At 58.6% G+C, this 23,986-nt stretch carries 24 protein-coding genes, 1 tRNA gene and 1 riboswitch; of the genes, 7 read left to right on the plus strand and 18 right to left on the minus strand.

What is annotated here, in order from left to right; all coding sequences use genetic code 11:
- Positions 1-5: 5 nt before the first annotated feature.
- The 10 genes from kdsB to NZ960_01920 form a co-directional block, all read right to left on the minus strand.
- Positions 6-776: a 3-deoxy-manno-octulosonate cytidylyltransferase gene (gene kdsB, locus NZ960_01875; GenBank protein ID MCS7176365.1), complete on the minus strand. Its 771-nt coding sequence runs from the start codon at positions 774-776 to the stop codon at positions 6-8.
- A 1-nt stretch (position 777) separates the two neighbouring features.
- Entirely contained in the window at positions 778-1,065 is a 288-nt protein-coding gene (gene gatC / locus NZ960_01880) for an Asp-tRNA(Asn)/Glu-tRNA(Gln) amidotransferase subunit GatC (protein MCS7176366.1), read from the minus strand.
- Positions 1,050-1,805 (minus strand): 1-acyl-sn-glycerol-3-phosphate acyltransferase, encoded by a 756-nt coding sequence (locus NZ960_01885; GenBank protein ID MCS7176367.1) that lies wholly within the window; start codon positions 1,803-1,805, stop codon positions 1,050-1,052. Before NZ960_01885 ends, gatC begins: the two co-directional genes overlap by 16 nt.
- Positions 1,805-2,149, minus strand: a complete 345-nt coding sequence (locus NZ960_01890) for a DUF4286 family protein (protein ID MCS7176368.1) — start codon at positions 2,147-2,149, stop codon at positions 1,805-1,807. Before NZ960_01890 ends, NZ960_01885 begins: the two co-directional genes overlap by 1 nt.
- Positions 2,150-2,238: 89 nt before the next feature.
- Positions 2,239-3,645 carry a hypothetical protein gene (locus NZ960_01895; protein MCS7176369.1) on the minus strand — a complete coding sequence of 469 codons (1,407 nt, stop codon included), beginning with the start codon at positions 3,643-3,645 and terminating at the stop codon, positions 2,239-2,241.
- 21 nt (positions 3,646-3,666) lie between these two features.
- Positions 3,667-5,085, minus strand: a complete 1,419-nt coding sequence (locus tag NZ960_01900) for an aminopeptidase P family protein (protein MCS7176370.1) — start codon at positions 5,083-5,085, stop codon at positions 3,667-3,669.
- A 10-nt stretch (positions 5,086-5,095) separates the two neighbouring features.
- Complete coding sequence (locus NZ960_01905) at positions 5,096-5,662, minus strand: TlpA family protein disulfide reductase (protein ID MCS7176371.1); 567 nt, start codon at positions 5,660-5,662, stop codon at positions 5,096-5,098.
- Between the two features lie 34 nt (positions 5,663-5,696).
- Positions 5,697-6,503 (minus strand): hypothetical protein, encoded by an 807-nt coding sequence (locus tag NZ960_01910; protein MCS7176372.1) that lies wholly within the window; start codon positions 6,501-6,503, stop codon positions 5,697-5,699.
- Positions 6,493-7,077, minus strand: a complete 585-nt coding sequence (locus NZ960_01915; GenBank protein MCS7176373.1) for a sigma-70 family RNA polymerase sigma factor — start codon at positions 7,075-7,077, stop codon at positions 6,493-6,495. Before NZ960_01915 ends, NZ960_01910 begins: the two co-directional genes overlap by 11 nt.
- Positions 7,064-8,623, minus strand: a complete 1,560-nt coding sequence (locus NZ960_01920; GenBank protein MCS7176374.1) for a leucyl aminopeptidase — start codon at positions 8,621-8,623, stop codon at positions 7,064-7,066. Before NZ960_01920 ends, NZ960_01915 begins: the two co-directional genes overlap by 14 nt.
- A 154-nt stretch (positions 8,624-8,777) precedes the next feature.
- Between NZ960_01920 and NZ960_01925 the strand changes: the two genes are divergently transcribed.
- Genes NZ960_01925 through NZ960_01945 form a run of 5 tightly spaced genes read left to right on the plus strand, consistent with a single transcriptional unit; the run spans position 8,778 to position 13,036 of the window.
- Positions 8,778-9,494, plus strand: a complete 717-nt coding sequence (locus NZ960_01925; GenBank protein MCS7176375.1) for a superoxide dismutase — start codon at positions 8,778-8,780, stop codon at positions 9,492-9,494.
- A gap of 11 nt (positions 9,495-9,505) precedes the next feature.
- Positions 9,506-10,222 carry a sugar phosphate nucleotidyltransferase gene (locus tag NZ960_01930; GenBank protein ID MCS7176376.1) on the plus strand — a complete coding sequence of 239 codons (717 nt, stop codon included), beginning with the start codon at positions 9,506-9,508 and terminating at the stop codon, positions 10,220-10,222.
- Positions 10,212-10,865 carry a class I SAM-dependent methyltransferase gene (locus NZ960_01935; protein MCS7176377.1) on the plus strand — a complete coding sequence of 218 codons (654 nt, stop codon included), beginning with the start codon at positions 10,212-10,214 and terminating at the stop codon, positions 10,863-10,865. Before NZ960_01930 ends, NZ960_01935 begins: the two co-directional genes overlap by 11 nt.
- The gene (locus NZ960_01940) at positions 10,856-11,818 is read left to right on the plus strand and encodes an NAD-dependent epimerase/dehydratase family protein (GenBank protein ID MCS7176378.1); all 963 of its coding nucleotides are present in this window, start codon (positions 10,856-10,858) and stop codon (positions 11,816-11,818) included. The genes NZ960_01935 and NZ960_01940 overlap by 10 nt, the downstream gene beginning before the upstream one ends.
- A gap of 54 nt (positions 11,819-11,872) precedes the next feature.
- Positions 11,873-13,036, plus strand: a complete 1,164-nt coding sequence (locus NZ960_01945) for an acyl-CoA dehydrogenase family protein (GenBank protein ID MCS7176379.1) — start codon at positions 11,873-11,875, stop codon at positions 13,034-13,036.
- Here NZ960_01945 and NZ960_01950 read toward each other — a convergent pair.
- Positions 13,033-13,707: an SOS response-associated peptidase gene (locus tag NZ960_01950; GenBank protein ID MCS7176380.1), complete on the minus strand. Its 675-nt coding sequence runs from the start codon at positions 13,705-13,707 to the stop codon at positions 13,033-13,035. The two genes, NZ960_01945 and NZ960_01950, sit on opposite strands and share 4 nt — an antisense overlap.
- A gap of 261 nt (positions 13,708-13,968) precedes the next feature.
- Here NZ960_01950 and NZ960_01955 point away from each other — a divergent pair, with 261 nt between their 5' ends.
- Positions 13,969-14,595 (plus strand): outer membrane beta-barrel protein, encoded by a 627-nt coding sequence (locus NZ960_01955; GenBank protein MCS7176381.1) that lies wholly within the window; start codon positions 13,969-13,971, stop codon positions 14,593-14,595.
- A gap of 67 nt (positions 14,596-14,662) precedes the next feature.
- On the opposite strand, the gene NZ960_01960 is transcribed toward NZ960_01955, so the two are convergent.
- Positions 14,663-14,735 (minus strand) — tRNA-Phe (locus NZ960_01960).
- A 49-nt stretch (positions 14,736-14,784) separates the two neighbouring features.
- Between NZ960_01960 and NZ960_01965 the strand changes: the two genes are divergently transcribed.
- Positions 14,785-16,944 (plus strand): heparinase II/III family protein, encoded by a 2,160-nt coding sequence (locus NZ960_01965; protein ID MCS7176382.1) that lies wholly within the window; start codon positions 14,785-14,787, stop codon positions 16,942-16,944.
- Positions 16,945-16,956: 12 nt separating this feature from the next.
- On the opposite strand, the gene NZ960_01970 is transcribed toward NZ960_01965, so the two are convergent.
- From NZ960_01970 to NZ960_01995, 6 genes are all read right to left on the minus strand, one after another.
- Entirely contained in the window at positions 16,957-19,344 is a 2,388-nt protein-coding gene (locus NZ960_01970) for a TonB-dependent receptor (protein ID MCS7176383.1), read from the minus strand.
- Positions 19,345-19,445: 101 nt separating this feature from the next.
- A riboswitch (TPP riboswitch) is annotated at positions 19,446-19,549 on the minus strand.
- Between the two features lie 43 nt (positions 19,550-19,592).
- Positions 19,593-20,054, minus strand: coding sequence for a hypothetical protein (locus NZ960_01975; GenBank protein ID MCS7176384.1), 462 nt, complete (start codon positions 20,052-20,054; stop codon positions 19,593-19,595).
- Positions 20,055-20,104: 50 nt separating this feature from the next.
- Positions 20,105-21,241, minus strand: a complete 1,137-nt coding sequence (locus NZ960_01980) for a DegT/DnrJ/EryC1/StrS family aminotransferase (protein MCS7176385.1) — start codon at positions 21,239-21,241, stop codon at positions 20,105-20,107.
- A 2-nt stretch (positions 21,242-21,243) separates the two neighbouring features.
- Positions 21,244-21,729, minus strand: a complete 486-nt coding sequence (locus tag NZ960_01985) for an N-acetyltransferase (GenBank protein ID MCS7176386.1) — start codon at positions 21,727-21,729, stop codon at positions 21,244-21,246.
- 8 nt (positions 21,730-21,737) lie between these two features.
- A complete protein-coding gene (locus tag NZ960_01990) occupies positions 21,738-22,649 on the minus strand; it encodes a glycosyltransferase family 9 protein (GenBank protein ID MCS7176387.1) in 912 nt (303 codons plus the stop codon).
- A gap of 143 nt (positions 22,650-22,792) precedes the next feature.
- On the minus strand, positions 22,793-23,980 hold the full coding sequence (locus NZ960_01995; GenBank protein ID MCS7176388.1) for a glycosyltransferase family 4 protein: 1,188 nt from the start codon (positions 23,978-23,980) through the stop codon (positions 22,793-22,795).
- Between the last annotated feature and the right edge of the window lie 6 nt (positions 23,981-23,986).

The raw sequence follows: 23,986 nt of genomic DNA on the forward strand, positions 1-23,986 counted from the left end.
TAAAATTACGGAGTTTGGGATGGCTTCTGGGACCGCCGCAGTCGGCGGCGTAGCGCTTCCAGCTGCTGGGGTGTGTCGATGCCCATGAGAATCCCCTCAACGGGCACGCAACCGATCTGGAGGCCAGCCTCTAGTAGGCGTAACTGCTCCAGCCGTTCTGCCTCTTCCAGCGGGCTGGGCGCGAGCGTGCGGAAACGCTGGAGAACAGGAGCACGATAGGCATATAGCCCGATGTGCTTCCAGAAGTGGGCACGGTGAATCCACTCCTGGGGTTGGTAATCGCGAACATGTGGAATCGGGGAACGAGAAAAGTACAGCGCACATCCATCAGCTCGGAGTACCACTTTCACAACATCAGGGGAGAAAAGCTCCGAAGCCGACGTCATGGGCTGGATGAGTGTAGCCACATCCCAGTGCGTGTTGCTCTGGAGAGCGGAGACCAGGGCGTCGATATGGGCTGGCTGGACGAGAGGCTCATCGGCCTGGAGGTTCACGACGATTGGGTCGTGGAGACCAAGGAGTTCGTACGCTACGGCAAGCCGATCCGTCCCGCTTGGGAGTGTATCAGGGGTGAGAATGGCGTCGGCTCCAAGACGGCGGCATGTAGCAACGATCCGCTCGTCGTCAGTAGCTACGTAGACGTACCGGAGGCTTCGGGCTTGCCGTGCTGCTTCCCACACCCATTGGAGTAGGGGCTTCCCGAAGAGACGCCGCAACGGTTTGCCAGGGAGGCGCTGCGAAGCGTAGCGGGCAGGGATAATGCCCACAGCCGTCATGTCATTCAATGACTTTCGGGACGCGGAAGAAGACCCCATTGTGCTTAGGAGCATTCCGAAGGGCTTCTTCGCGTGGGAGCGAAGGCTGAGGTATGTCCTCACGGAAGGCGTTCTCCACGGGGATGATGTGCACGAGTGGTTCGACACCTTCCAGTTCCAGCTTCTCGATGGCGCTGATGAAGTGAACGATGCGCTCGAACTGCTCAACGAATCCACTGAGCTCTTCCTCAGAGAATCGGAGCCGAGCCAGCTCGGCAATGTGCTTCACCAAGGCTACGCGGGATTCCATGAGGGGCCCACCATGGTAGACATTTCCGCTAGCCATGTCGCAATGCGATGTCGTAGGGACTGAAGAAACTCCTGCTGCGCCGCGCGGTCTGTTGCCGGCGGGATTTCTATAGGAGCTCCGATCCGTACGCGAGCGGTTCCAGGTCGGAAGCGAAGGGTATGGGGGGGTAGAAGGGCATAGGTACCGGCGATTGCTACAGGAACAATGGGACAGCGAAGCTGCTGGGCTAGGATGAGAGCCCCACGTTTGAATGGGCGGACAGTGCCATCAAAGGAGCGACCGCCTTCGGGAAAGACCACTGGTGACACTCCGTACTGCCGAGAATAGGCAATGGCTAAGCTGAGTTGCTGGAGAGCATCTGTGCTCCGCCGGGTAATTGGCACGTACGGCATTCGGCGCAATACCCATCCAAAGAAGGGAATGCGCTGCAGCCCCTTTTTGTAAAGGAAGCACAGACGATCGGGGAGCGCAGCAATCAGTACAGGTATGTCCAGGAGGCTGGCATGGTTGCAGACGTAGACAACGGGTCCTCGGAACTGCCGGAGATGCTCCGCTCCTTCTACCACGACTCGTACGCCACACAGCCACAACATCGTTTGGGCCCATCCGGGGACGGCTTCTAGCAAACGCCGGTGGGCGGTACGTGGAGGCAGTAGGAGGGCCCATGTTGAGGCTACGATTGTGTAGCCGATAATTGCAGCCGCTCGTAGGCCATATCCCACGATGTCACCGGTCCACATCAGGGCTCAGAGTGATGAGGACGGTTGTTAGGCTCGAAAACATAGTAGGCGTAGAGCACGTAGCGCTGGAGGCGGACAATCGGTCCAAACTGCTCAGCGTGCTCGCGGCGCAGTGCTGGGGCATACTCTGTCTCGTACCGTCGAAAGGCCTCCGGGGTGGGACAAGCGTAGTCTACCACGAAGGTTACCTCGTCGATGTCTGCTCCTACCGACCTCCACAACGTTGCGCGTTCAAAGCAGCCGGTGGAGAGCACAGCGGGGATATGCTCCTGACGCATCCACCGCTCCCACCTTGCTACATGGGGCAGTGGGACGGTTGCAATCACGAGGTAGCGGAGTTCCATTCCGAAGTTGTCGACTGTCTACGGCGGTCGAAGACGAAGCAACCGAGAGCAGCGATGTGCTGTGACATCAGCGGCTCTCTGCTTTGGTCTTAGAGGGGTCTCCCAAGCTCGGAGTCGGATCGCTGGCGCTGGAATGATGGGAGGACTAATGCCTCCAATTGCTCTAGTTCTCCGTGCGTAGGCGCCTCCACGACGAAGCGAATGATCGGCTCTGTGTTCGAGGGGCGCAGGTGGAACCAGCCCCTCCCAAACCGAGCGTAGAGGCCGTCATCACGGCGAACCTCTTTTGCCTGGTTGACAATGCTGGCAGCAATCCGCTCTATGACGGCGGATGCAGGCTCGGGATGAGTCAAGGCATATTTGTGCATAATCGGCCGTGGGAGAGCTGTAGCGAGCTCCGAGAGGCGTCGTTGCGAACGGGCCATGAGCCCCAGGATGAGCATGCAGCCCACAAGGGCATCCCGGCCATAGTGGACGTGCGGTAGAATGACCCCCCCGCTCCCTTCACCTCCAATCACTCCACGGGCTCTGCGGAGTGCCTGCACAACGTTAAGCTCTCCGACGGGGGACCGCAGGACATTTGTGCCATACTGCTGGGCTATGGCCTCCACGACGGAAGTGGTGGAGTAGTTGACTACTACCGTTGGCTCGTATTGCCGTCCACACGCTTGTTCCTTTTGCTCCAAGACCGCCTGCACCGCTAGTGCGATTGTCAACTCCTCCCAGAGGCATGTTCCAGTTTCGTCAACCAGTACCAAGCGGTCACCGTCGGGGTCAACGGCGATACCGATGTCAGCTCCAGTGCGACGCACCCACTCCGATAGTTCCTGGAGGTGCTGGGGAAGGGGTTCCGGAGGATGCGGAAAAACTCCGCTGCCATCCGCATGGAGGAGCGTGATTCTACAGCGGAGGTGCTGAAGGAATGGAGGCAGGAGGAATGAGCCGCTGGCATTGACAGCGTCTACTACAACATGGAAGTGCTCATGGGCGATCATTTCGCTGAGGCGTCGTAGCCATCGGGGGCGCTCGAGGCTCTGGATATGCTCCCAAATGGCACGCTCGTGCAGCCAGCGAACAGGATGAAGGGTGTAGCGGTACCCGTTCGAGGAGATGCTGCTGGTGGAACGTGCCTCCCGATAGAAGAGCGTAGCGTCCAGTGTCAGCCCTTCTGCCCCTAAGAACTTCAGCCCGTGCCATTCGGCGGGGTTGTGAGAGGCCGTAATCGAGATGCCTCCGGGGAGACGGCGACGTGCAATCCATACTTGGGTCGTCGGCGTAGGGACAATCCCCAGCCGATGGATGCGGTGCCCATACGCCTTTAGGGTTGTCACGACTAACTCCTCCAGAAGCTCGCTTCCACTGCGTCCATCACGGCTAACAGCTATGGGACCTTCCGGGAGGCGCTGCGAGAAGGAGTGGAGCATTCTCTCGATGAGTTCGGGCGAGAAGTCGTCGGCTGTGAAGCGTAGTCCGGAAACGGAGCACATCAGCGCCATGGAGGTCTCCGCCGAATAGCGTTAGCGAGGAGAGCGCAGGAGCTTCTCCAACTCTTCTACCCTCCGCGGCAGGGCTGAAGAGAGGACTTCACTGCCCGTTGGCGTGATGAAGACGAGGTCTTCAATCCGCACGCCGATGTTCCACCACCGTTGGTCGCAGGGGCTGCCAGGAGGGATGTAAACTCCCGGCTCTACTGTGATGACGAAGCCCGGCCGTAATGTGTCTACTGGTCCGACGTCGTGGACGTCCAAGCCTAAGTGGTGCGAAGTGGAGTGTGGGAAGTAGCGGTGCAGCTCCTCTGGGCTGCGGAGGATCCCCAGCTCCGACAGACGGCGTTTGAGGACGGCCACCGCGCGCCGGTGTGGAGCGGAGAATGGTACGCCTGGACGACAGGCCGCTAGTGCAGAATCCTGGGCTTCCAGCACGGCTTCGTAGACGAGGCGCTGCTCTGGGGAAAAGCGCCCGTTGATGGGAAACGTGCGGGTGAGATCGGCTGCATAGCCTGCGTACTCGGCACCGCAGTCTACTAAGACAAGCTCGCCATCGCGGATGCGGTGCGAACCGCGAGTGTAGTGGAGGATGCATGCATTGCCCCCAGCAGCAACGATTGTTGGGAAGGCAGGGGCATCGGCACCATGGCGTCGGAACTCAGCTTCCAAGAGTGCCTGGAGTTCTGCTTCCTTCATGCCGGGACCGGCTTCCCTCCAGAGGCGCTGGAATGCAGCCGTTGTAATTGCAATTGCCCGTCTCAGCAGTCTGAGCTCGGCAGTGTCCTTCTCTGCCCGCATTCGGCGTAGTGGCGGAAAGCCGTGCTGTAGGATGAGCTGAGGGAAGCGGTTACGGAGCCGTTCTCGCTCTAGCCGTTCAGTGGAAATGACCTCTCCAGAGATCGGGAGCCGGAGTGAAGGGGTAGGGAAGGCGAGCACGTAGAGGGTATCCGTTTGGCTCAGGAGCAGGTGAAGGAGCGAATCGTAGTGTACCCGTGGGAGTGCCGGGATGTCGAGCAGCCTCTCTGCTTCCATTGGACCCATTTGGGCTCCCTCCCAGCGTTCGCGTGCAGCGGACCGCTCTGGAAGGAAGAGCAGCTCTTGCAGGCGGCGTTCTCCCCATGGAATGCCCTGAGGGCTGAGTACCAAGACCGAATTCGGCTCGAGGACTCCAGTGAGGTACCATAGCCAACTACTTTGGCGGTAGGGGTAGTAGACGTCACCGTTCCGGAGACGGGGCTCAGCGGCGAACACAAGGAGTGCTGACCGTGGACCCAAGTACTGCAGCACTCGCTGCCGACGCTGGCGGTAAACCGATGCAGGAATCCCATCGGGGTGGGGGTACTCGTAGGCCAGTTGCCAGTCTTCGGGGAGCCTGGAATGGCCTATCGATGATAGCAGCAAGGACCCAAGCAAGATTCCTGTGGCAGCGCAGGTCCGTGTGCTGTTCATCAGGGTAGTATCATTTCAAGACTCGACGCAGGCTCTGGAGGAATTGGTCACGTGTCCGTGCCCCTACGATGCGCTCAACGATCCTGCCGTTGGCATCAATGATGAAGGTAGTTGGGATAGCTACGATGTTGCCGTAGGCGTCTGCTACTCGGACATCGCCAAGCAAATTCAAGTACGGAACACCCCGAGCTTCGAGGAAGCTTCGGACCTTCTCCTGGGCTTGTGCACCCTGGTCCAAGCTGATGCCGATCAACAAGAACTTCTCTGGCGACAGTTCGCGGTGGAGCTCGATCAAGTCTGGAATTTCCCTTCGGCAAGGACCACACCAAGTTGCCCAAAAATTCAGCAGAACGACTCGATTTCGGGCTATTTCCGAGAAGCGGACCCGACGACCATCGCTATCACGCCAGGCGAAGTCGGGAGCTCGGTTTCCTGACGCAGGGAACACCTCCTCTATGACCGGTACTCGAATGGGGGTAGGGCCTTGGGAGGCCGGCTGCGGTGACTTCTGTGCAACGCAGGCGTTCACGAGGATGAGGATGCTCACTAGGAGTCCGGCGGCTTTGGAGAAGCGCATCTGCCTTTGCAATCTGACGTGCAACATTAGCAGTTCACTCTTGCCATTCTGCATGGAGCAATAGCTTGGCCTTCTGCGGAGGCAGAGTTGTCGCAATCCCACAGACGAAGGACTCTTGCTCCCAGAAGGCGCATGTAACGATGCTGTCGCATGATTGCCACTTCCACTCGTGTCGGTGGAGGGCTTCCCAAATAGACGAATCCAGCCACAGTCGCTGTTGGTCAAACGCTTGCCGTGGTGCCTTCGCAAACATCAACCAACCCTCGGGCGCGTGGTAGATTGCTATGGGGATCGAGTAGCCGTTGACCTGCTGGATAGCGACTCCAACGAGCTCCGCTCTCGACAAGCCCCGGGGGACAGGGGACAGTGGATAGGGGATCCCGTTCTGGCGGAGGAGGGAATGGAGCTCCGCAATGTCTCCGACCTTAGCAACGGCTAGTCTCTGCCGTTGAAACTCGTGAAGACTTGTCCGAAGGGCTGTTGCAAAGCATGCTGGGCTGGGGCGTACTGGCAGATTCGTCCAGAGCCATAAACCCGCTCCAGCGACAAGTAGTGCTCCGGCAGTCACGAGAAGGCGTCGCCGCCGACGGGCCCTTCGCTGGCGTAGGTGCATCGCTAGACGGAGAGTGCCTAGAAGCTCTGGGGGAGCAGTCTGCCGTAGCCGAGCCTGCCGTTGCCGTAGTAGAGTAGCAACAGCCTTCTCTGTTCGGTAGAGGTGAGCATACTCTGGGTTGGTGGCAAGCAACCGCTCTAAGCGGGCGCGTACCGATGGCTCCAACGGGATGCCATCTACGTAAGCGGAAAGGTGCTGCTGTAGGAACGAGCGGTCCTCAGTCGCCATGGTTCGCTGATGGAGATTCCGGCGATACCCAGCCTCGCTGCTGAGCGTAGTGGAAGAGGAGTGCCGCTAATCGAATTCGAGCTCGATGGAGTCGTGAGCGCACGGTCCCGATTGGGATTCCCAACATGTTGGCAACGTCCTCATACGAGAACTCCTCAAGGTCGCAGAGAATGACGATTGTCCGGAATGATTCGGGCAACGCATAGAGCGCTTCCACGACTTCCTCGTCCAGCACAGTCTTGTAGAACTCGGTTTCGACTGAAGGACTCGCTGGTAGCTCTGGGAAAGAGTCCTCATCATCCGGATGCTCGTCGTAGCTGAGGAGCTCCGGAGTGCGCCGGAGTCTACGGTAGTGGTTGATGTAGAGGTTCCGCAGAATCTTGAACAGCCATGCCTTGCAATTCGTACCCGGCTGGAAGCTCTTCCAGTTCTCCCAGGCTCGCGTGAAAGTGTCCTGGACTAAGTCCTTCGCTAGCTCGCGGTCTCGGCAGAGGTATGCAGCAAAGGAGTATAGTGCCTCCCAGTGGGGGAGGGCCTCTCGCTCAAACTCCCGTTGCTGCTTACTGGAGTACACGTTCGCTACGCTGAGTTTTGGGAGTCTTGTCAGCGGGGCCCTCCGAAGAGAAGGGGGTCCAAGTTCGGAGCAAGTCTACCAGCAGCCGAACCCCAAAGCCCGTACCGCCCTTCGGCATATAGTCGGTCTCTTTAGGCGCGATTGCCGTCCCGGCGATGTCCAGGTGTGCCCAAGGGTAGTCTCCGACGAAGTGCTTCAAGAAGAGGGCTGCCGTGATGGCACCAGCATTGCGGCCGCCGGAGTTCTTCACGTCAGCTACATCGCTGCGGATTAGCTCTCCGTACTCCTCGTAGAGCGGCAGCTCCCAGACACGCTCGTACGTTCTCTCGGCGGCTTGCTTGATGCGCTCAAGGAGTTCACGATGGTTTCCGAAGAGTCCGGCAGCGACGTTCCCAAGGGCGACGACGCAGGCACCAGTAAGTGTCGCTAAGTCGATGACAGCCTGGGGTTTGTAGCGTTCCGCGTAGACCAAGGCGTCCGCAAGGATCAGTCGGCCTTCGGCGTCGGTATTCTCGATCTCAGCAGTCTTACCGTTGAGGAAGCGCAGGATGTCGCCCGGGACCATGGCTGAGCCGCTGGGCATGTTCTCGGTTGCCGGCACCAGTCCGACGACGTTGAGTGGGAGTCGGAGCCGGGCAACGACGGAGAGTGCCCCGATAACAGAGGCGGCACCGTGCATGTCGGCCTTCATCTCGCTCATGTTGGCTGCCGGCTTTAGCGAGATGCCGCCCGTATCGAAGGTGATGCCTTTCCCGACGAGTACGATCGGTGGCTGGCTTCGCCGAGTGCCCCAGTACTCCATGATGATGAAGACTGGAGGACGGGCACTCCCGCGGTTAACTCCCAGGAGACCTCCCATTCCCAAGCGCTCAATCTGAGCCTTGTTGAGTACCCGAACATTGAAACCGGCCTGGTTGCCGACCTCGCGAGCACGTTCCGCCAGCGTCTCTGGGTAAATCTCATTCGGCGGAGCGTTTGCCAGATCACGTGTCAGGAAGACCCCTTCGCAGAGGATACGAGTGTAGTCCACCACAGGACGAAAGCGCTGTTGTTCGGCAGCGTTAGCGGTGCAGACCGTGAGGCGCTCCAGGAGTCCGTTGTCTTGTTGGGTTGTGATGTACTTGGCGAAGCGATACTGGCTCAGGACGATCCCCTCGATTGCTGCCTGGAGGAATTCCTCTGCTGAGAGGCTCCCTACAGAGCCCTGCGGCACGGGGATGGCTACGTGGCGCAGCTTTGCAGAGGCAGCGCGTTTCGCAGCTGCTGCTGCGGCTCGACGGACAGTCTCCGCGCTCAACATTGCTTCCGAACCCAGCCCCGCTATCAGTACGCGAGGAGCTTGGAAGAGAGCTGGGTCTGTATACAGCAGCGCTACGCTCTTTGCCTTCCCGCTGATATCGCCTGACTGGAGGGCTACTCGCACTGTTGGCACGTAGCTGCTGATCTCCTGTTCCAAGCTCTGCACGCCCTCTTCCGTGACGAAGAGCACAACTGCATCAGCCTCGACCTGTTGCCATCGCTTACGGCGCAGTTCTATGGCGACCATGCTTCCTCTTCTACTCGCAGCTTGAACCACAGCAAAACTACGAACCGCGCTGTTGTTCCGTGTGTCTTCTCTAGGAGTGTCGCTAAGTTTGCGGCTGACTCCAGGCAGTGGAGCAGCTGTGTCTTGGCCAGTGGAACTCGGAGAGAGCTGCAAGATGGAGCGCCGTGAATTCCTTGGGTTGTTAGGGTTGTTGGGAGCTACAGGGGCGGTTGGGCCTCTAGGGCAGAAGGAGGCACAAGGGCAGCAGTTTGCAGGGCAGCTTACAGAGCACACGCTCCCGCCACTTCCCTATCCTTACGATGCTCTAGAGCCCTACATTGACGCCAAGACGATGGAGATTCACCACACCAAGCACCATCAGGCGTACGTGGATGGGCTCAACCGTGCTGAGCGAGAGTTGGCAAAAGCTCGGGCTTCGGGGGACTTTACCTACGTAGAGTACTGGTCCAAGAAGGCTGCCTTCAACGGCGGAGGGCACTTCCTCCACACGCTTTTCTGGAACATCATGGCGCCTCCGGGTAAGGGAGGCGGAGGTGAGCCGACAGGGCTGCTGCGACAGCTAGTAGAGCAGAGCTTCGGGAGCTTCGAGGCCTTCAAGCGGCATTTCTCCGCTGCTGCTTTAGCCGTCGAGGGGAGTGGATGGGCGCTACTACACTATCGGCCTGCAGACGGGCGCCTCATCGTCCTCCAAGCCGAAAATCAACACAAGCTCACCCCATGGGGAGCCATACCGTTGATGGGGATAGATGTCTGGGAGCACGCCTACTACCTCAAGTACCAGAACCGTCGCAAAGACTACATTGACGCCTGGTGGAACGTTGTAAACTGGGCGCAGGTAGAGCAGAACTTACGGGCCGTTATGGGCAGATAGTTGGCTTTAGGATGGATGCGGTTATTCTTGCGGGAGGGTTGGGCGAACGCCTGCGGCCGTTGACGAAGATTATCCCGAAGCCGCTGCTGCCAGTTGGTGAACGCTCTGTGCTGGAGATTATCCTTCTGGGGCTCAAGCGTAGTGGCGTCCGCCGGATTTTCGTGGCGCTCAACTACCAGTCAGAGCTCTTCAAGGCCTTCCTGGGAGACGGCAGCCGTTGGGGGCTCCAGATCGAGTGTTCGGTCGAAGACCAGCCCCTAGGAACCGCTGGGCCGCTTCGCCTGTTTGCCGATCGGCTACGCCGCCCGTTTATCGTCATCAATGGAGACATCCTGACCAACTTGAATTTCCGCACTCTGCTACAATATCACCGTCGCCGCAAGGCTCTCATAACGGTCGTCACCAAAGAATTGGCGCTACCCCTTCGGTATGGAGTCGTTACAGCCGAGGGGGATTATGTTCGGCGGCTTGAGGAGAAGCCGAACATCTATGCGGAGGTTGTCGCGGGCATCTATGCTTGTGAGCCAGAGATACTGCAGCGTATTCCGCCACGAGAGTACTACACGATGCCGCAGCTTATCCACCAACTCCTGGATGTGGGGCTTCCAGTAGCGCGGTTCCCTCTGCGGGATTATTGGCTCGACATCGGGCAGATGGAGGATTACGAGCAGGCACAGCAGCTCTACGCTCAGGGCGCTTTCGACGAGCTCGTCAGCAATGCAACGTGAGCCGAACTTCCATCGCCCATGGTATCCCCCGGCATTGGAACTCTTTGAGAAAGCAGCCGCAGGGAAGCGTTGCCATGTGCTGGACGTTGGGGGCGGTGCCGCGGAGATGGCGGTGCTCCTTCGGGAGCGTGGGCATACGGTGGAATTCGTAGATATTGACGAATACAACGTTGCTCGTGCGCGCCTGTTGGGATTCCTAGCTTACCGCCACGATTGCAATCGCCCTTTGACGGAGCTCTTCGAGCCAGAGCGCTACGACGCGGCACTGCTCCTAGAGGTCATAGAACACGTTATCCATACTCAGGTCCTGCTGCGTAGCCTTTGGCGATGTCTGCGTCCGGGTGGGTTTGTTGTCGTGACAACCCCGAACGTTGCCCATCTCCGCTGGCGTCTGCGGGCACTCTTAGGCCATCCGCCACGGGGTGAGGGATACCATGTGCGCTTCTTTACGTACGCACTGCTCTGCCATGAGCTCCGTACCGCTGGCTTTCGGATTGAGCACGAGGCGCACGCAACCTCAACGTTCGGACTCAATGCCCTCCGCATATGGTTGGGTAAGCCACCGATACGGCTCCCGCTTCCGAAGCCGCTTCGTGGACTACTGGCGAGGAACTTCGCGGTAGTGGCGCGGAAATGCCCGTGAACGCTCAGGCATGGCAGGATTTCTACCAGGATCGGGCAGTAATCGTCCTTGGAGGCGCTGGATTCTTGGGAAGCCACCTCGTAGAACGATTGGTCGGACTTGGTGCGCGGGTGACGGTGGTGGATGCCCTAATACCAGGCAGTGGTGGGCGGTTGGACAATCTTGCGGGGGTCATCTCTCGGATTCACTTCGTGCAGGCCAACTATGGGGATATTTCAGCATGGTCATCAGCACTAGAGCCCGGATGCATCGTCTTCCACTGTGCCGCCTTCAATACGCACCGTTGGTGCAATGAGCACCCAGAGCAGGATGCCCGCTGGAACTACTTGCCGAACTGTGCCCTCGCAGAGTTGTTCCATCGGCTCTCATTCTCGGTCCGGCTCCTCTATGCCAGTAGTCGGACAGTCTACCCACGGAGCTCTGCCCGTATCGTGACGGAGCGCCATCCTGTAGCCCCCAGCGATGTCTACAGCCTCCACTGCTGGGCAAGTGAGCAGCTCTTAACGCAGCTGCTGGGATCTTATCATGCCGTCCTTCTGCTTCGGCTTTCCCACCTCTACGGGCCTCGGCAGCGATTGCAAGGCGTAGAGATTGGATTCATGGGAGAACTCCTTCGGGCAGCTCTCTCGGGAGAGCCCTATGAGCTCTTCGCTAAAGGGGAAGTTTACCGCGATGTGCTCTATGTAGGCGATGCCGTGGAGATCTTCCTGCGGCTGGGTGCTCACTGGGTTACTGGTGTCTTCAATGTGCCAGGAGCCTATGTATCGGCTCGGACAATAGCACAGATGTTGGAGAGTCTGTGTGGTTGGAGCTCGTATCGGCTAGTAGAGACCCCCGCGCTCTCTTTCCCTCGCCTCTCTGGACGGAAGCTTCGGGAGGTTCTCGGCCAGTTACTACAGACACCACTGCGGGAGGCTCTGTGGACTACACTTCAAGCACTCCAGCGATGCTGAGGCGCTATTTTTGTGCTCCACCGGGATATGTGGAGTTCAGCGGTGCAGGATGTGATGGCGTTTCAGGGCGTGGACTACTATCGGCTGGACGAGTTGCTGACTCCAGAACAGAAGTTGGTGCGCCAGACGGTGCGCGACTTCGTTGAGGCAGAAGTCATTCCCATCATCGAGCAGCACTACCGAGAAGGGACCTTCCCGCTGCATCTTGTGCCGAAGATGGCCGAGCTTGGGCTCTTTGGGATTACACTGCCTCCTGAGTATGGCTGTGCTGGGGCCGACAATATCACGTACGGCTTAGTCATGCAGGAGCTGGAGCGAGGGGACTCGGCAATCCGGTCGTTTGCGTCGGTGCAGAGTTCCCTGGTGATGTACCCGATCTACACCTACGGTACTGAAGAGCAGAAGCGGAAGTGGCTACCAAAGCTGGCTCGTGGTGAAGCCATTGGCTGTTTTGGCCTCACCGAGCCTGACTTTGGCTCTAACCCTGCCGGTATGCTAACGACGGCTCAGCGGACATCCTGCGGCTTCGTGCTCAACGGCACGAAGATGTGGATTACGAACGGCTCCATCGCCGATGTGGCAGTCGTCTGGGCGAAGCTGGACGGGGAGGTCCATGGCTTCCTCGTGGAGAAGGGTACTCCCGGCTTCACTACCGTGGAGATGAAGAACAAGCACTCGTTGCGGGCATCCGTGACGTCAGAGCTTATCTTCCAGGATTGCGAAATCCCGGAGGAGAACATGCTTCAAGTTCGTGGACTCAAGGGGCCGCTGAGCTGCTTAACGCAAGCTCGTTACGGCATCGCTTGGGGTGCTGTTGGTTCGGCGATGGCCACGTTTGAGGTGGCCCTCAACTACGCAAAGACGCGGATTCAGTTTGGGCGTCCGATTGCCAGCTTCCAGCTCATCCAGGACAAACTGGTATGGATGTTGACCGAAATCACCAAAGCCCAGCTCCTCTGCTTCCGGTTGGGACAGCTTAAAGATGCTGGAACAATGACTTTCCAGCAGGTTTCATTGGCGAAGCGGAACAACGTAGACATCGCGCTCAAGGTAGCCCGGATGGCCCGGGAGATTTTGGGTGCCAATGGCATTTTGGATGAATACCCCGTCATGCGTCACATGGCTAACTTGGAGTCAGTTAAGACCTACGAGGGAACCCACGAGATCCACACGCTCATCATCGGCGCCGACATCACGGGCTTTCCTGCATTCGCTTAGAACGGAGGTGGCTGCTCTTCAGGAATGAGCAGACTCCGATCATCGTAGCGGGCAGAGTTGAGGCGTCGCGAGACCGGAGCGAAAGCCATGGCTTCTGAAGGATAGGGACGGAGGAGACTAAGGGCAAGTGGTACAGGAGTTGCGGGGTCTAGCCATAGCTTTTCTGCTTCTCGATGGAGGAGGGCCGGCATTCGGTCGTGGATGCGAGCAACGAGACCGTTGGCGGGTACGGTGATGATCGCGAAGCTTTGGAGGAGTTCTCCCGTCTCGGGATTGAGCCACTCGTCCCACAGCCCTGCCATTCCGAAGAGCGGCTCCTCGGGAAGGAAGAAGCGGAAGGGAAACCGACCACTAGGGTGCTGAAGCCATTCATAGAAGGCGCTCGCTGGGACTAAGCAACGGCGGTGGTGGATGAGATGGCGAAAGCTAGGGCGCTCGCGCAGCGTTTCAGCCCGTGCATTGATGAGGCGGCTACCAAAGTCCTCGCGGGCCCACACAGGAGTGAGCCCCCATCGTAGGAAGCTCAGCTCGCTCTGTCCCATCTGCACGCGAATAGCGGGTAGCAACTGGAGGGGTGCAGCATTGTACCGTTCTATGGTCGGTGCCTCTTGTACGTAGAAGCGCCGAGAGAGTTCCTCCCCAGAAGCAACGAGCATGTACCTCCCACACATTCGGACCAGAATGTGCTGCTCTTCAACCGAGCTCGGAGACGAACAAACCTCACTTTCGCAGGGTGGGTGGGAACTGCATGGCTCTGGCACGTCTCTACTGGCAGAGGCGGAGAGCAAGCGTAGTGGTTTGCGAGCTGCTCTGTAAAGCGTTGATTGTGTTGGACTTGCTGCACAGAGGACAACCGCAGCGTATATTTGTAGTGCCGTGCAGTGCACGGAAGCGTTGTAGAGTATATGTCGAACTAGCTGTCAGGGTGCACCATGAAGCGGCTCGTTGCTCTGCTGGTCGTTGCCGGAATGGCGGCAGTCAGTGCATCAGCACAGAAGACCAAACAAGGGGACAGAGCATGGCTGTTTACACTGAACGGTCTGTCAGTTCTGGGGGTCGGCGGTTACAACGGTGGGTTAGGGCTGTTGTACTACCTCAGCGATGACTTAGGTTTGACCGTGGGTCTGGGATTTGGAACTAAGAGCACAACAGAAAGAGCGCCGACCCAGGGAGGAGCAGATGAGAAGACTTCTGCACTGAACCTCACTCTTTCCCCGGGGATCCGCTTCAATCTTGCCTCAAGTGGCCCCGTTGTGGGGTATGCGGGTGTCGGTATATCATTTGGAATGGGGAGTGAGACGGTGGAGAATCGAGATCATCAAAGCGGACACAAAGTAGAAGCGTCAACGACTACGTTCGGTGCAGCGGTCACCGTGGGGGCTGAGTGGTTTGCGTGGAGCAACGTCTCTTTAGGTGCCAGCTACAGCCTGGGCTTCTCTACAAGCTCGGGAAAGCAGAAGGTAACGACTGGCGGCCAGACGACAGAAACGGATGCGCCCTCTGTGACCAACATTAGCACCGTTCCGTCTGGTTCCTTTACGCTTTCCATTTACTGGTAAGCATGGTGCAAGCGCCCTGAATGAGAAACGCCCGTGCGCTTACACGCACGGGCGTTTCTTTTTAGGGTGGTCAGGGAGGGATTCGAACCCCCGACACGGGGATTTTCAGTCCCCTGCTCTACCACCTGAGCTACCTGACCAGCCAGAGAGCTCACCACAAAATTAGCAAGTGCGCACGGTTTCAGCAGTATGGTGCGCTTTCGCTGGGAGCAATGGCAAGCACTGCCGTGGGCGCTTCGACTGCGGAAGCTTCTCTGTAGGCCCTTCAGACAGCTTTCGAGGCAGTGGGGTCCTCGGTCCCTGGAGCTTGTCTGTGGACATGGTGTAAGGGCAACTCTTAGCCCTCTTTCGCGCTCTCCGCTGTCGGCGCGGCACGTTGAGCCCTTCCAGAGAGGGCTCTGGGAGTGGTGGGAACACTGGCGGCAAGGGGAGCTCTTACTCTTTCTCCCTTCATGGATCCGTCTCCCGCATGTAGAACAGCCAATGCGCTATCGAGAGGAAGGGAGGTCGGGTAGGAAATGGGTGGAAGAGGCTCTGAGCTTGCTGCCTGCAGCACATCAGTGGCTGGATTGGCAGTGTGATGTGTTCAGCGGATATCAGTGGGATGGTACCAGACCGTCGTGGGAGCTGTCGCTATGTCCGACAGGAGCTGACCCGAAGGTGCCATGGGAGCTCGGTCGGATGCAGTATTTGGTGTCACTAGCGCTCTTAGCCCAGCTTACCGATGGGCCAACGGCAGAGCAGCTCCGAGACCACTTCCGCTCCACAGTGCTGGATTTCCTCGTGCAGAATCCGCCTGGATTCGGGATTCAGTGGGCATCGCCGTTGGAGGTGGCTCTCCGCGCAGTATCGTTGGTTGTAGCATGGACATTCTTCGAGCAGCAGGGGCTACTGGATGTCGCTTTCGGACGCGTGATGGCTCAGGGCCTGTGCGAGCATGGGTCCTTTCTGATGCATCATCTGGAATGGGGCGAGGGGCTACGAGGGAATCACTACGTGGGGAATCTAGTCGGGCTGCTGTGTTTGGGAGCCGCTTTGGACAATCTTCCGGTGGCTGATGCATGGCTGGCTTTTGGAATTCGAGAGCTGACCAGTGAAGTCTTACACCAATTCTTGCCGGACGGGGGGCACTTTGAAGGCTCTACGTACTATCACCGGTTCGTGCTGGAGATGGTGCTCCTCGGAACCCTTGTCGTGGTAGGGCTACCTACGGCTCGGCGGCAGCGACTCCAGCACTACGACCATCAGCTGTGGCGAGGCGAAAGGCCGTTGGCGCCGCCCCCAGTCCCGGCGTATCCAATATCTACATCCGCAGCAGGATCGGTATCTCCGTTCCCGCAGGAGTACTGGGAACGATTGCGCGCGGCGATCCGCTTTGCTGCAGCCATAACGAACCGTAGCGGGCGGGCTCCTCAGATTGGCGACCACGACAGTGGACGCTGTGTCAAGCTCATTCCGCGGCTCGTTATGCTCTCCCAAGAGCAGGCAGAGACATACGAGCTCCCTACCGGACGACCGGTTGCGCAGCTAGCAGAGGACCATCGTGACATGCGACCGACGTTAAGCTTAGCGGCGGCGCTCTGCCGGTCCTACCCTAAGGAATGGTTGCAACAGCCGGAAGCGTGGTTGTTAGAGCCTTGCCCGCTGCTGGAGGTAGAGCCGCCTGGACCCGTGGAGGTCTTTCCCGATTTCGGTGTCGTGCTCTATCGCTGGGACGAGTTCTTCTTGGCTGTTCGCTGCGGGGGTATAGATCGGCTCCACCTGAGTGGTGGACATGCCCACTGCGATCAGTTGTCGTTTGAGCTGACCATCGGCAATTGTGAAGTCCTTGTGGACCCCGGAACCTACTGCTATACGGCCTCGCCGGAATGGCGGAACTGGTTTCGTGCAACAGGAGCGCACAACACGGTTGCTGTGCCTGGGGTAGAGCAGTTCCGGTTCTATGGACATACTCCGGAGGCTCTCTTCTGGCTCTTCCGACGCAAGGTGCAGGTACGGATACTCTCTGTCAGCGCGCAGGAGTTTGTCGGAGAGTTCCTCCATCCGCTGTACCGGCATCGTCGCTGCTTGCAGATACTAGCCACGGGGATCGAAGGGGCGGACGTCTACGAGGGGCCGACCTCAGCAGTTGTCAACTTTCACTTGTCACCGGAGATCAGGGTTGTGCAGCATGGCTCCGAGGAGATGCTCTGGCATAGTCCAGTGGGTACCCTCCGCTTCTGGAGCACGGCTCCTGCGGAAGTATCTCCCAGCTTCTTCTCCCCAGGGTACTTGGTGCGGCAGCGTACTCACTGCGTGCGGCTTACCCTCGTGCCTGGTGAGGTCCGCTGGAGGCTGGAACTCCTGTGAGAGGAGCTTACGCTAGAGCTCCAGGTCTGCTCCAAGAAAGATTAGGCGCTCCCCGCCTGGGAAGAAGTGGCGCCCCTCGGCGCCAGCAGCATAGAGGGCGTTGAAGAGGTTGGAGACCTGTAGGCGGAGAACGATCCCCTGGAGTCCCAGAACGTTCGAGAGTCGCCAGCGCACGTCTAAGTCGGCAACCGTGTAGGGGTCGACAACGTTGTCCCGGTAGTCGGCAATCGTTGGGTCCTGGGCAGCGTATTCAGCCAGCTTCTCTCCAAAGCTGTCCGAATAGAACTTGCCCACATGCCGGACTGTGAGTTGGGCCTCGAGCTGACCAATCCGGTAACGGAGCACTCCAGAAGCAAGAACCTCGGGAAATCCCGCTACTGGATTTCCATTGAGCGAGAAGGCCTTTGTGCCGCTGTAGTAAGTATACTCCACAATGCGGTTGCGGCTTAGCGTTGCGGAGCCCCCAACGGTTATAGAGCTCCCATCCGGAAGCCGGAGGAGCTCTGCGAGGATTTCAATCTCCACTCCAATGTGGCGTGTCCGTGGTGCATTCCCGTCAATCGGGACTCCGAAGACGTCGACGCGTCCACTCTTGACCAGCTCGTCGAAGAACTCCATCCAAAAGGCGTTGACAGAGGCAGCGAGACGCTCGGATCGGTAGCGCCACCCTAGCTCAATGTCCAGCATCCGCTCGGGCTTGATCAGTGGTTTAGAGAAGTCGTAACGAATGACGCCACCAACGGTGTCAGCCTCAAACAAGGGTCGGGCTCCGAAGTAGGAATCTTCGGCAGCGTAGAGATTCCGCATCCGTGGCTCGCGAGAAGTATACCCTACCATGCCGAAGGCTTCATGCCCTGTGCCGAAGCGCCATAGGAGCCCGACGCGGGGGTTGAAGAAAGTGTAGCGCACGTCGAATAGGGTTCCAGTGCCCCTCACCGTATCGCCCGATCGGGTTAGGTACTGCGTAGGTCGGCCTCCGGCCCTCTCGTTGCGGATGCGGTAGCTGTGGTGGACGAGTTGCCCTTCGAGATTGAGCAGGAGCTGTGGGCGGAGTTCGTACTGTTCACGGGCGAATACGGAGAAGATGTCGCGAATGCCCTCGTAAGAGTAGATCTTATACTCGGGGTCGAAGTTCGTCGGCAGGAGTTCGGCGTACCGCACCTTACCCCAATGCACGGAGCGATGCAGTCGCACCTCGGCCCCAATCAGGAGCTCACCACCAGTGTGTCGCCATAGTAGTCGAGGGATCCACCCACCGTGTCGGTTGCCCACAAATGCCCGAATGATGGCATTGCGCGGGTAGACGGTATCGGGGAGGTCCCAACCATACTCTCTGGTCAGCCGTAGCGTCCGAGCGTCAGCCCACGATCCATCGAAGTCAAAGAAGCCGTCACCGGTGTAGTAGAAGAGCACGGACTTCAGCTCCAAGTCGTCGGTGATGCGCCAGTCGTTGAGCAACTCGTAGTGTGGCTGGGAGAAGTTCTCCAGCTCGTTGGGACGGCGTTCTATGGCGAAAACGATTTGACGGTAGGTGCTATCGTATTGCCACCAGGCATAGTTCTTGCGGCGGAGTGTCAGGTCCTTGATGTGCTCCTTAGGAATGCCGTAGTACGTCAGCCCATCGGCTATGGGCCCACCGTAGATGTTGATCTGCGTAGTGAGACGCTCGTCGAAGCGGGCCCCGCTGAGGAAGTAGCTGTTCAGCTCTGCCCAGCTCTGGTCCCGATAGCCCCAGGAGTTGATGCGGGCCATGCGTCCATAGACGGCGTATTGCCCCTCAATGAGCCCAGAGGAGACTTCGAATGCGTAGCGCTGGATTGTAGGCTGGAACGTCGTCCGCCCGCCAGCACCGAACTGCTGCCAGCCGTTGCCGATGCTGATGCGTACCAAGCGCCCTGTGAGAAAGTTGGAGGTGGTGATGTTGATGCTGCCTCCGATGGCAGCAGCACCGTAGTTCGTTACTCCAGCTCCACGCTGGACCTGAATGGAGCCAATACTGGCGGCCAGATCTGGGAGGTCAATCCAGTACACGTTGTGGTCCTCCGGGTCGTTCTGCGGCACCCCGTTGATGAGTACAGCAATCCGGCGTTGGTCGAATCCTCGCATAACAAGGGTGGAGTAGCCGATTTGGTTGCCGTTCTGGGACCATACGAGCACGGACGGGAGTGTGTTGAGGAGGGTTGGGAGGTCTTGGGCCGTATACCGCTGGGCAAGTTCTGCTCGTGTAACCTCAGCGAACGGTACGGGGCTCCTCCCCACCTCAGCTCGGGTTGTGGTCACGGTTACGGCCGGTAGCTGGTACAAGCGGAGTGTGTCCTCTGGGTTCTCTGTTCTCTGCTGGGCATAAGCGAGGACTAAAGGGACGGAGAGAGCAAGAACACCTGCGGTGGACCGAACCATCTCGTCTCCTCCACACGTGTGTTACACAACGTGCTTTCACCGTGTGGAGGTGCTTGCTGTAGGGAGGCCATGAGAGGGGGGATTGCAGCAACAGAGAGGTTCTCTGGGCTGCTCCGTTTTCCCTACGCCGGCATTACCCGGATCAGGTTCGAAGGGTATCCTCTCAGCCTCGCCCCAGAAAGGCGAAGCACCCCCAACGGAGCTACCACAAAATTACGGCTTTCCTGGAAGCTACGTGGTTCTGAACCCTATAGCGAAAAGCGCAGCCCAGCACCAATGACCAGCTGCTCGGCTCCACCGAGCACAAACTTGATCTCGCCGAAAATAGCGCCGAAATCTACCCGCGTTTCGCCTCCAATGCCGACGTTGAGACCAATCTCGGAATCGCTGACAGTTTCGAAGCCAATATCTCTACGAGCATACTGGAGACCAAAGAGCCCGTAAGCGCGTTGCTGACGTCGGTGCTCGTAGAAGATGTAGTGGGCGTTGAGGTCAATTGTCCAGAAGCTCGTCCCCGACTCAGTGAAGAAATAGTGGAAGTTCGGAGTCAGGCGTAAGGTGGGGGAGAGTCCGTAGTAGCCTCGAAGGTCGATCCCGGGCTTCTCGATGTCGCTACCGAAGCAGAGGCCGACCCCTAAATGGATCTGGGCAAACGCAACATTAGCCCAGACTATGAAGGTAACGACGGCAAGTGAGAACACGAGCTTCATAGGGGCTTCCTCCAAGGAGTAGTACCAACTCTTGGTATGCACCACGGCGGCTATGGACGTACGATGGACTGCCGCTGATGTGCAAAGAAGCTTTTGATCGCGTCTGCGACGTAGCGGAGCTGTTCTTCGGTCAACTCCGGATACAGGGGTAAAGAGAGCAACTCTTGTTGGTATTGCCAAGCGATAGGGAAATCCTCAGGGCGATGCCTGAAGTGCTGGTATGCCGGCACGAAGGGAAGAGCTCGGGGATAGTGGAGCTGGGTTTGGATTCCACGCTCAGCGAGGAATTTCTGCAGTTCGTCTCGTCGAAGAGTACGGACGACGAAGAGATGGAAGACATGGGTGCAGTTGGGGCGGATACGCGGTAGAGCTAGCTCTTCAACGTCTGCCAGGAGTTCGGCGTAGCGCTGCGCACGCTCAGCACGCTGCTGGTTCCAGTGGTGAATGTATCGGAGCTTGACGGAAAGGATCGCCGCTTGGAGACCATCTAAGCGGCTGTTGATGCCCTCGATCTCATGCTCGTGCTTCGTCAATGAGCCATGATTAGCGAAAATGCGGACAAAGTAGGCAAGAGCATCGTCGTCTGTCAAGAGCGCTCCGCCATCTCCGAAGGCTCCTAAGTTCTTGCTGGGGTAGAAGCTAAAGGCTGCTAGTGCCCCAAAGGTTCCCACCAGACGCTCACGGTAGCGAGCGAAATGTGCTTGAGCACAATCCTCCAGGATGGAAAGCCCGTGCCGCTGAGCTAATTCCAGCAGAGGGTCCATATCTGCTGGCTGCCCATAGAGGTGCACTGGGATGATAGCCTTGGTCCTCTCCGTAATCTTGGCTTCTGCGTGGCGTGGGTCTATGGTGTAGTACTCGGGCTCGATGTCTACGAAGACGGGTCGGGCGCCTGTCAGGGAGACTGCCTCGGCTGTAGAGATCCACGTCAGAGCAGGGACGAGGACTTCATCACCAGGGCCGATTCTTAGTGCTCGGAGACCAATGTGGAGGGCATCGGTGCCGTTACCAACCCCAATGCAGTGACGAACGCCGTGAGCTTCAGCATAGGCGCGCTCGAACTCCTCAACATACTTGCCGCGAATGAATGCAGCGTCTGCAAGGACCTGTGCGATTGCAGCATCGATCTCTGCTTTAATACGAGCGTACTGAGCTGGGAGGTCGACGAAGGGGACTTGAACATGCATCGCTATACCTGCTGAGATAGGTCGCGCAGCTTACGGGCAGGATTCCCAGCGTAGATGCCAGGCTCTAAGATATCCTTCGTCACCACCGCTCCAGCTCCGATAACGACATCATCTACAATCCTGACGGGCAGAATCGTTGCGTTCGTGCCGATCGCGACGCGGTTGCCGACGATCGTGGGTTTCAGCAAGTCTCGGCACCCGCGGGGGGCTGGGCCGCCCGTTTGGAAAGTGTCGTTGATGAACATGACCCCATGCGAGATGAAGCAGTCGTCTCCGATAGTGACCATTTCACAGATGAAGGAGTGCGACTGGATGCGAGTGCGTTTGCCAATTCGGACTCCGCGCTGGATTTCTACAAAGGGGCCGATGAAGCAGTCGTCGTCAATGAAGCACTCGTAGAGGTTAACTGGCTCGACGACGATGACGTTCCGTCCAAAGGTGACGTCCCGAATCTGCACCTTCCAGCGAATCGGCCCGTAGCCTACCATGCTGCACTTCAGCTTTCAAGGCACTGCTGGAGTACTTGAAGGACTCCCTCAACCGTTGGCCGAGAACCTCTGTCGCCACCGACCACAACGGCCTTTGGAGAATACGGGCCGATATGGCACGGATCCGTACTCACAAAGATAGCCACTACGGGCGTTCCTACGGCAACCGCCAAGTGCATAAGCCCGGAGTCGTTGCAGACGAGGAGACGGCAACGGCTGAGGATGGCAGCAGTCTCAGGCACAGAGGTCTTCCCGGCCATGTTGATAGTAGCAGGACCGAGAGCCTGCGCAAGCGTTCTTGCCAATCCCTGCTCTTCACGGCCCCCAAGCAGTACAAGCGTATACCCTTGTGCTTGCAGCCAGCGCCCAACAGCGATGAACTGCTCATCCCCCCATCGCTTCTCCGCCCGACCGCTACCTGGATGGAGTGCTACCAGTTGGGCTCTAGGGAAGAGCTGCTGCACTCTTGGATGAGCTGCATTCGAGACGGGATATGAAGGACGGAGGCTGCCCTCAGGGATGTGCTCTCCAAGGATGCGGAGCAGGTCCAGATTCGCCTCCACGCGGTGGCGGCTCGGTTGGAGGGGGAGGAGGTGGTGGTAAATGCAGGAAAGATCTCGCTCTGGCTCGGTCGTTGGTGGAAAAGCGTGCTTCACCCGGAGTCGAGCTTGGCTAATGGCAGCAATGAGAGAGTGTCGGAGTGTATTTGCGGGTTGTGCACCGAGGAAGACATCAGCCTTGAAGCTCCAACAGCGCCACAGCACCCAGGGGAGTGTCAAGATTCCGAGAGTGCCTTCGCGGTACTGGAAGAGGCGCACACGAAAGGGCGCGAAGACTGCTGCCACTCGCTCCGAGGCTACGACGGCGGTCTCTTTTTGCGGACGACTCTGTTGCAGAGCGAGCAGCAGTGGAGTGGCCATGAGAGCGTCTCCGAGTCCGGCGCCGCAGAGGAGGAGTACCCGGCGGGCATGCCGCCATCGACTTTGGAGCTCCTCTCGGGTCAGCGGCCTAGCTTTTGCCAAGCGACACAGTAGGGCGCGGAGCAGTGCTTTCGCCTTTCGGCCTACTCTCGGTAGCCGTTGGCCCATAGGCAGCGGAGCTCTTCGGTTGACAGGCCTATGCGGATACCCTCAAAGAGGCGGTGGAGTTGGTAGGAGTTGTGCCGAAGCCCGTGGCGTGACTCTGCATACTGGCGTGCCCGCTTCCCAAGTGCTCGAAGGTCTTCTGGGTGGTTGAGAGCATCTTCCAGCTCTCGCTGTAGCAAGGTCAAGTCCCCTCGAGCACAGAACCCTAAGCCATGGCGAGTGATGACCTCTGCAGGATCCACCCAAAGAGAGTACACCGGAGTTTCTCTCAACCAGGCTTGGACGAAAGTGTTGGGGAAGCCCTCGTAGAGCCCCGTATGGAGTAGAACCCATGCACGCTCCAGCAGCCGTTCCACGTCCTCAACTGGTAGGGCACCGTAGAAAAGGAGAGTTTTCGGCAGGGAGCGCCAACGACGGAGCTCGTGAAGCTGTTCCCGGCGAGTAGCTCCAGTGACGAAGTGGAACTCTGCCCTCTCGGCGAGCGCTGTGGCGATTCGAAGAGCCGACGAGAGCTGGGCGTGGGGACGATAGTTGTGAATCCAGGCCACTAGGGGGGTGGGGTGCTTCTCTGGCGAGCGTAGCGGTTCCGGATGGAGCGTGCGGACGAGGAGTCCTATGCGCGCATACCGCTGGCGTAGCCATAAGGCCTGCTGTTCGTGTTGTACCAAGATATACGGTGCTTTGCGGAGAAGACGATGGAGTCGGGCGTCTGACCAGAGGGCGTATGGGAGCAGCAGCCATGAACGCCACCGAGGGTATCGGTAAAGAGTAAATGCTCGTGTGGTTGGAAATCGCCATCGAAGCAGCGCATCCGAAGAGATGGCGAAAACATACGGGATCTTTCGGCGTAAGGCAAACGAAAGGACGGATCCGCTCTCCTGGAGTGTGCCCCAGCCTCGCTGGTAGAGGACTTCTGGCTGTACCTCTTCGAGGACTCGTTCCACCTCCTTCTGCGGGACAGCCCAGCCATAAGGGTAAAGCGGCAGCCAATAGACAGGCGTGCCAGCCACGTCTTCCCAGCCCTGCTTTCCCTGCAGGCTGTGGCAGAGGTAGACGACCTCCCAACCGTAGTGTTGGAGAGCCTCGCCGAGGAAGCGAGTCTGCAGCTCGACTCCGCCGGCATGCTCGCTCCAGTGGCGATGCCCTGCGATGCAGAGGCGTGGCATCAGAGT

Source organism: Candidatus Kapaibacterium sp., from assembly GCA_025059875.1.
GTDB lineage: Bacteria > Bacteroidota > Ignavibacteria > Kapaibacteriales > HRBIN21 > HRBIN21.

Excerpts from the sequence above, each read along its gene's own strand:
- kdsB (MCS7176365.1), bottom strand. The coding sequence starts at position 776 with ATGACGGCTGTGGGCATTATCCCTGCCCGCTACGCTTCGCAGCGCCTC.
- gatC (MCS7176366.1), bottom strand. The coding sequence starts at position 1,065 with ATGGAATCCCGCGTAGCCTTGGTGAAGCACATTGCCGAGCTGGCTCGG.
- NZ960_01885 (MCS7176367.1), bottom strand. The coding sequence starts at position 1,805 with ATGTGGACCGGTGACATCGTGGGATATGGCCTACGAGCGGCTGCAATT.
- NZ960_01890 (MCS7176368.1), bottom strand. The coding sequence starts at position 2,149 with ATGGAACTCCGCTACCTCGTGATTGCAACCGTCCCACTGCCCCATGTA.
- NZ960_01895 (MCS7176369.1), bottom strand. The coding sequence starts at position 3,645 with ATGGCGCTGATGTGCTCCGTTTCCGGACTACGCTTCACAGCCGACGAC.
- NZ960_01900 (MCS7176370.1), bottom strand. The coding sequence starts at position 5,085 with ATGAACAGCACACGGACCTGCGCTGCCACAGGAATCTTGCTTGGGTCC.
- NZ960_01905 (MCS7176371.1), bottom strand. The coding sequence starts at position 5,662 with ATGCGCTTCTCCAAAGCCGCCGGACTCCTAGTGAGCATCCTCATCCTC.
- NZ960_01910 (MCS7176372.1), bottom strand. The coding sequence starts at position 6,503 with ATGGCGACTGAGGACCGCTCGTTCCTACAGCAGCACCTTTCCGCTTAC.
- NZ960_01920 (MCS7176374.1), bottom strand. The coding sequence starts at position 8,623 with ATGGTCGCCATAGAACTGCGCCGTAAGCGATGGCAACAGGTCGAGGCT.
- NZ960_01925 (MCS7176375.1), top strand. The coding sequence starts at position 8,778 with ATGGAGCGCCGTGAATTCCTTGGGTTGTTAGGGTTGTTGGGAGCTACA.
- NZ960_01930 (MCS7176376.1), top strand. The coding sequence starts at position 9,506 with ATGGATGCGGTTATTCTTGCGGGAGGGTTGGGCGAACGCCTGCGGCCG.
- NZ960_01935 (MCS7176377.1), top strand. The coding sequence starts at position 10,212 with ATGCAACGTGAGCCGAACTTCCATCGCCCATGGTATCCCCCGGCATTG.
- NZ960_01940 (MCS7176378.1), top strand. The coding sequence starts at position 10,856 with ATGCCCGTGAACGCTCAGGCATGGCAGGATTTCTACCAGGATCGGGCA.
- NZ960_01945 (MCS7176379.1), top strand. The coding sequence starts at position 11,873 with ATGGCGTTTCAGGGCGTGGACTACTATCGGCTGGACGAGTTGCTGACT.
- NZ960_01950 (MCS7176380.1), bottom strand. The coding sequence starts at position 13,707 with ATGTGTGGGAGGTACATGCTCGTTGCTTCTGGGGAGGAACTCTCTCGG.
- NZ960_01955 (MCS7176381.1), top strand. The coding sequence starts at position 13,969 with ATGAAGCGGCTCGTTGCTCTGCTGGTCGTTGCCGGAATGGCGGCAGTC.
- NZ960_01965 (MCS7176382.1), top strand. The coding sequence starts at position 14,785 with ATGGTGCGCTTTCGCTGGGAGCAATGGCAAGCACTGCCGTGGGCGCTT.
- NZ960_01970 (MCS7176383.1), bottom strand. The coding sequence starts at position 19,344 with ATGGTTCGGTCCACCGCAGGTGTTCTTGCTCTCTCCGTCCCTTTAGTC.
- NZ960_01975 (MCS7176384.1), bottom strand. The coding sequence starts at position 20,054 with ATGAAGCTCGTGTTCTCACTTGCCGTCGTTACCTTCATAGTCTGGGCT.
- NZ960_01980 (MCS7176385.1), bottom strand. The coding sequence starts at position 21,241 with ATGCATGTTCAAGTCCCCTTCGTCGACCTCCCAGCTCAGTACGCTCGT.
- NZ960_01985 (MCS7176386.1), bottom strand. The coding sequence starts at position 21,729 with ATGGTAGGCTACGGGCCGATTCGCTGGAAGGTGCAGATTCGGGACGTC.
- NZ960_01990 (MCS7176387.1), bottom strand. The coding sequence starts at position 22,649 with ATGGCCACTCCACTGCTGCTCGCTCTGCAACAGAGTCGTCCGCAAAAA.
- NZ960_01995 (MCS7176388.1), bottom strand. The coding sequence starts at position 23,980 with ATGCCACGCCTCTGCATCGCAGGGCATCGCCACTGGAGCGAGCATGCC.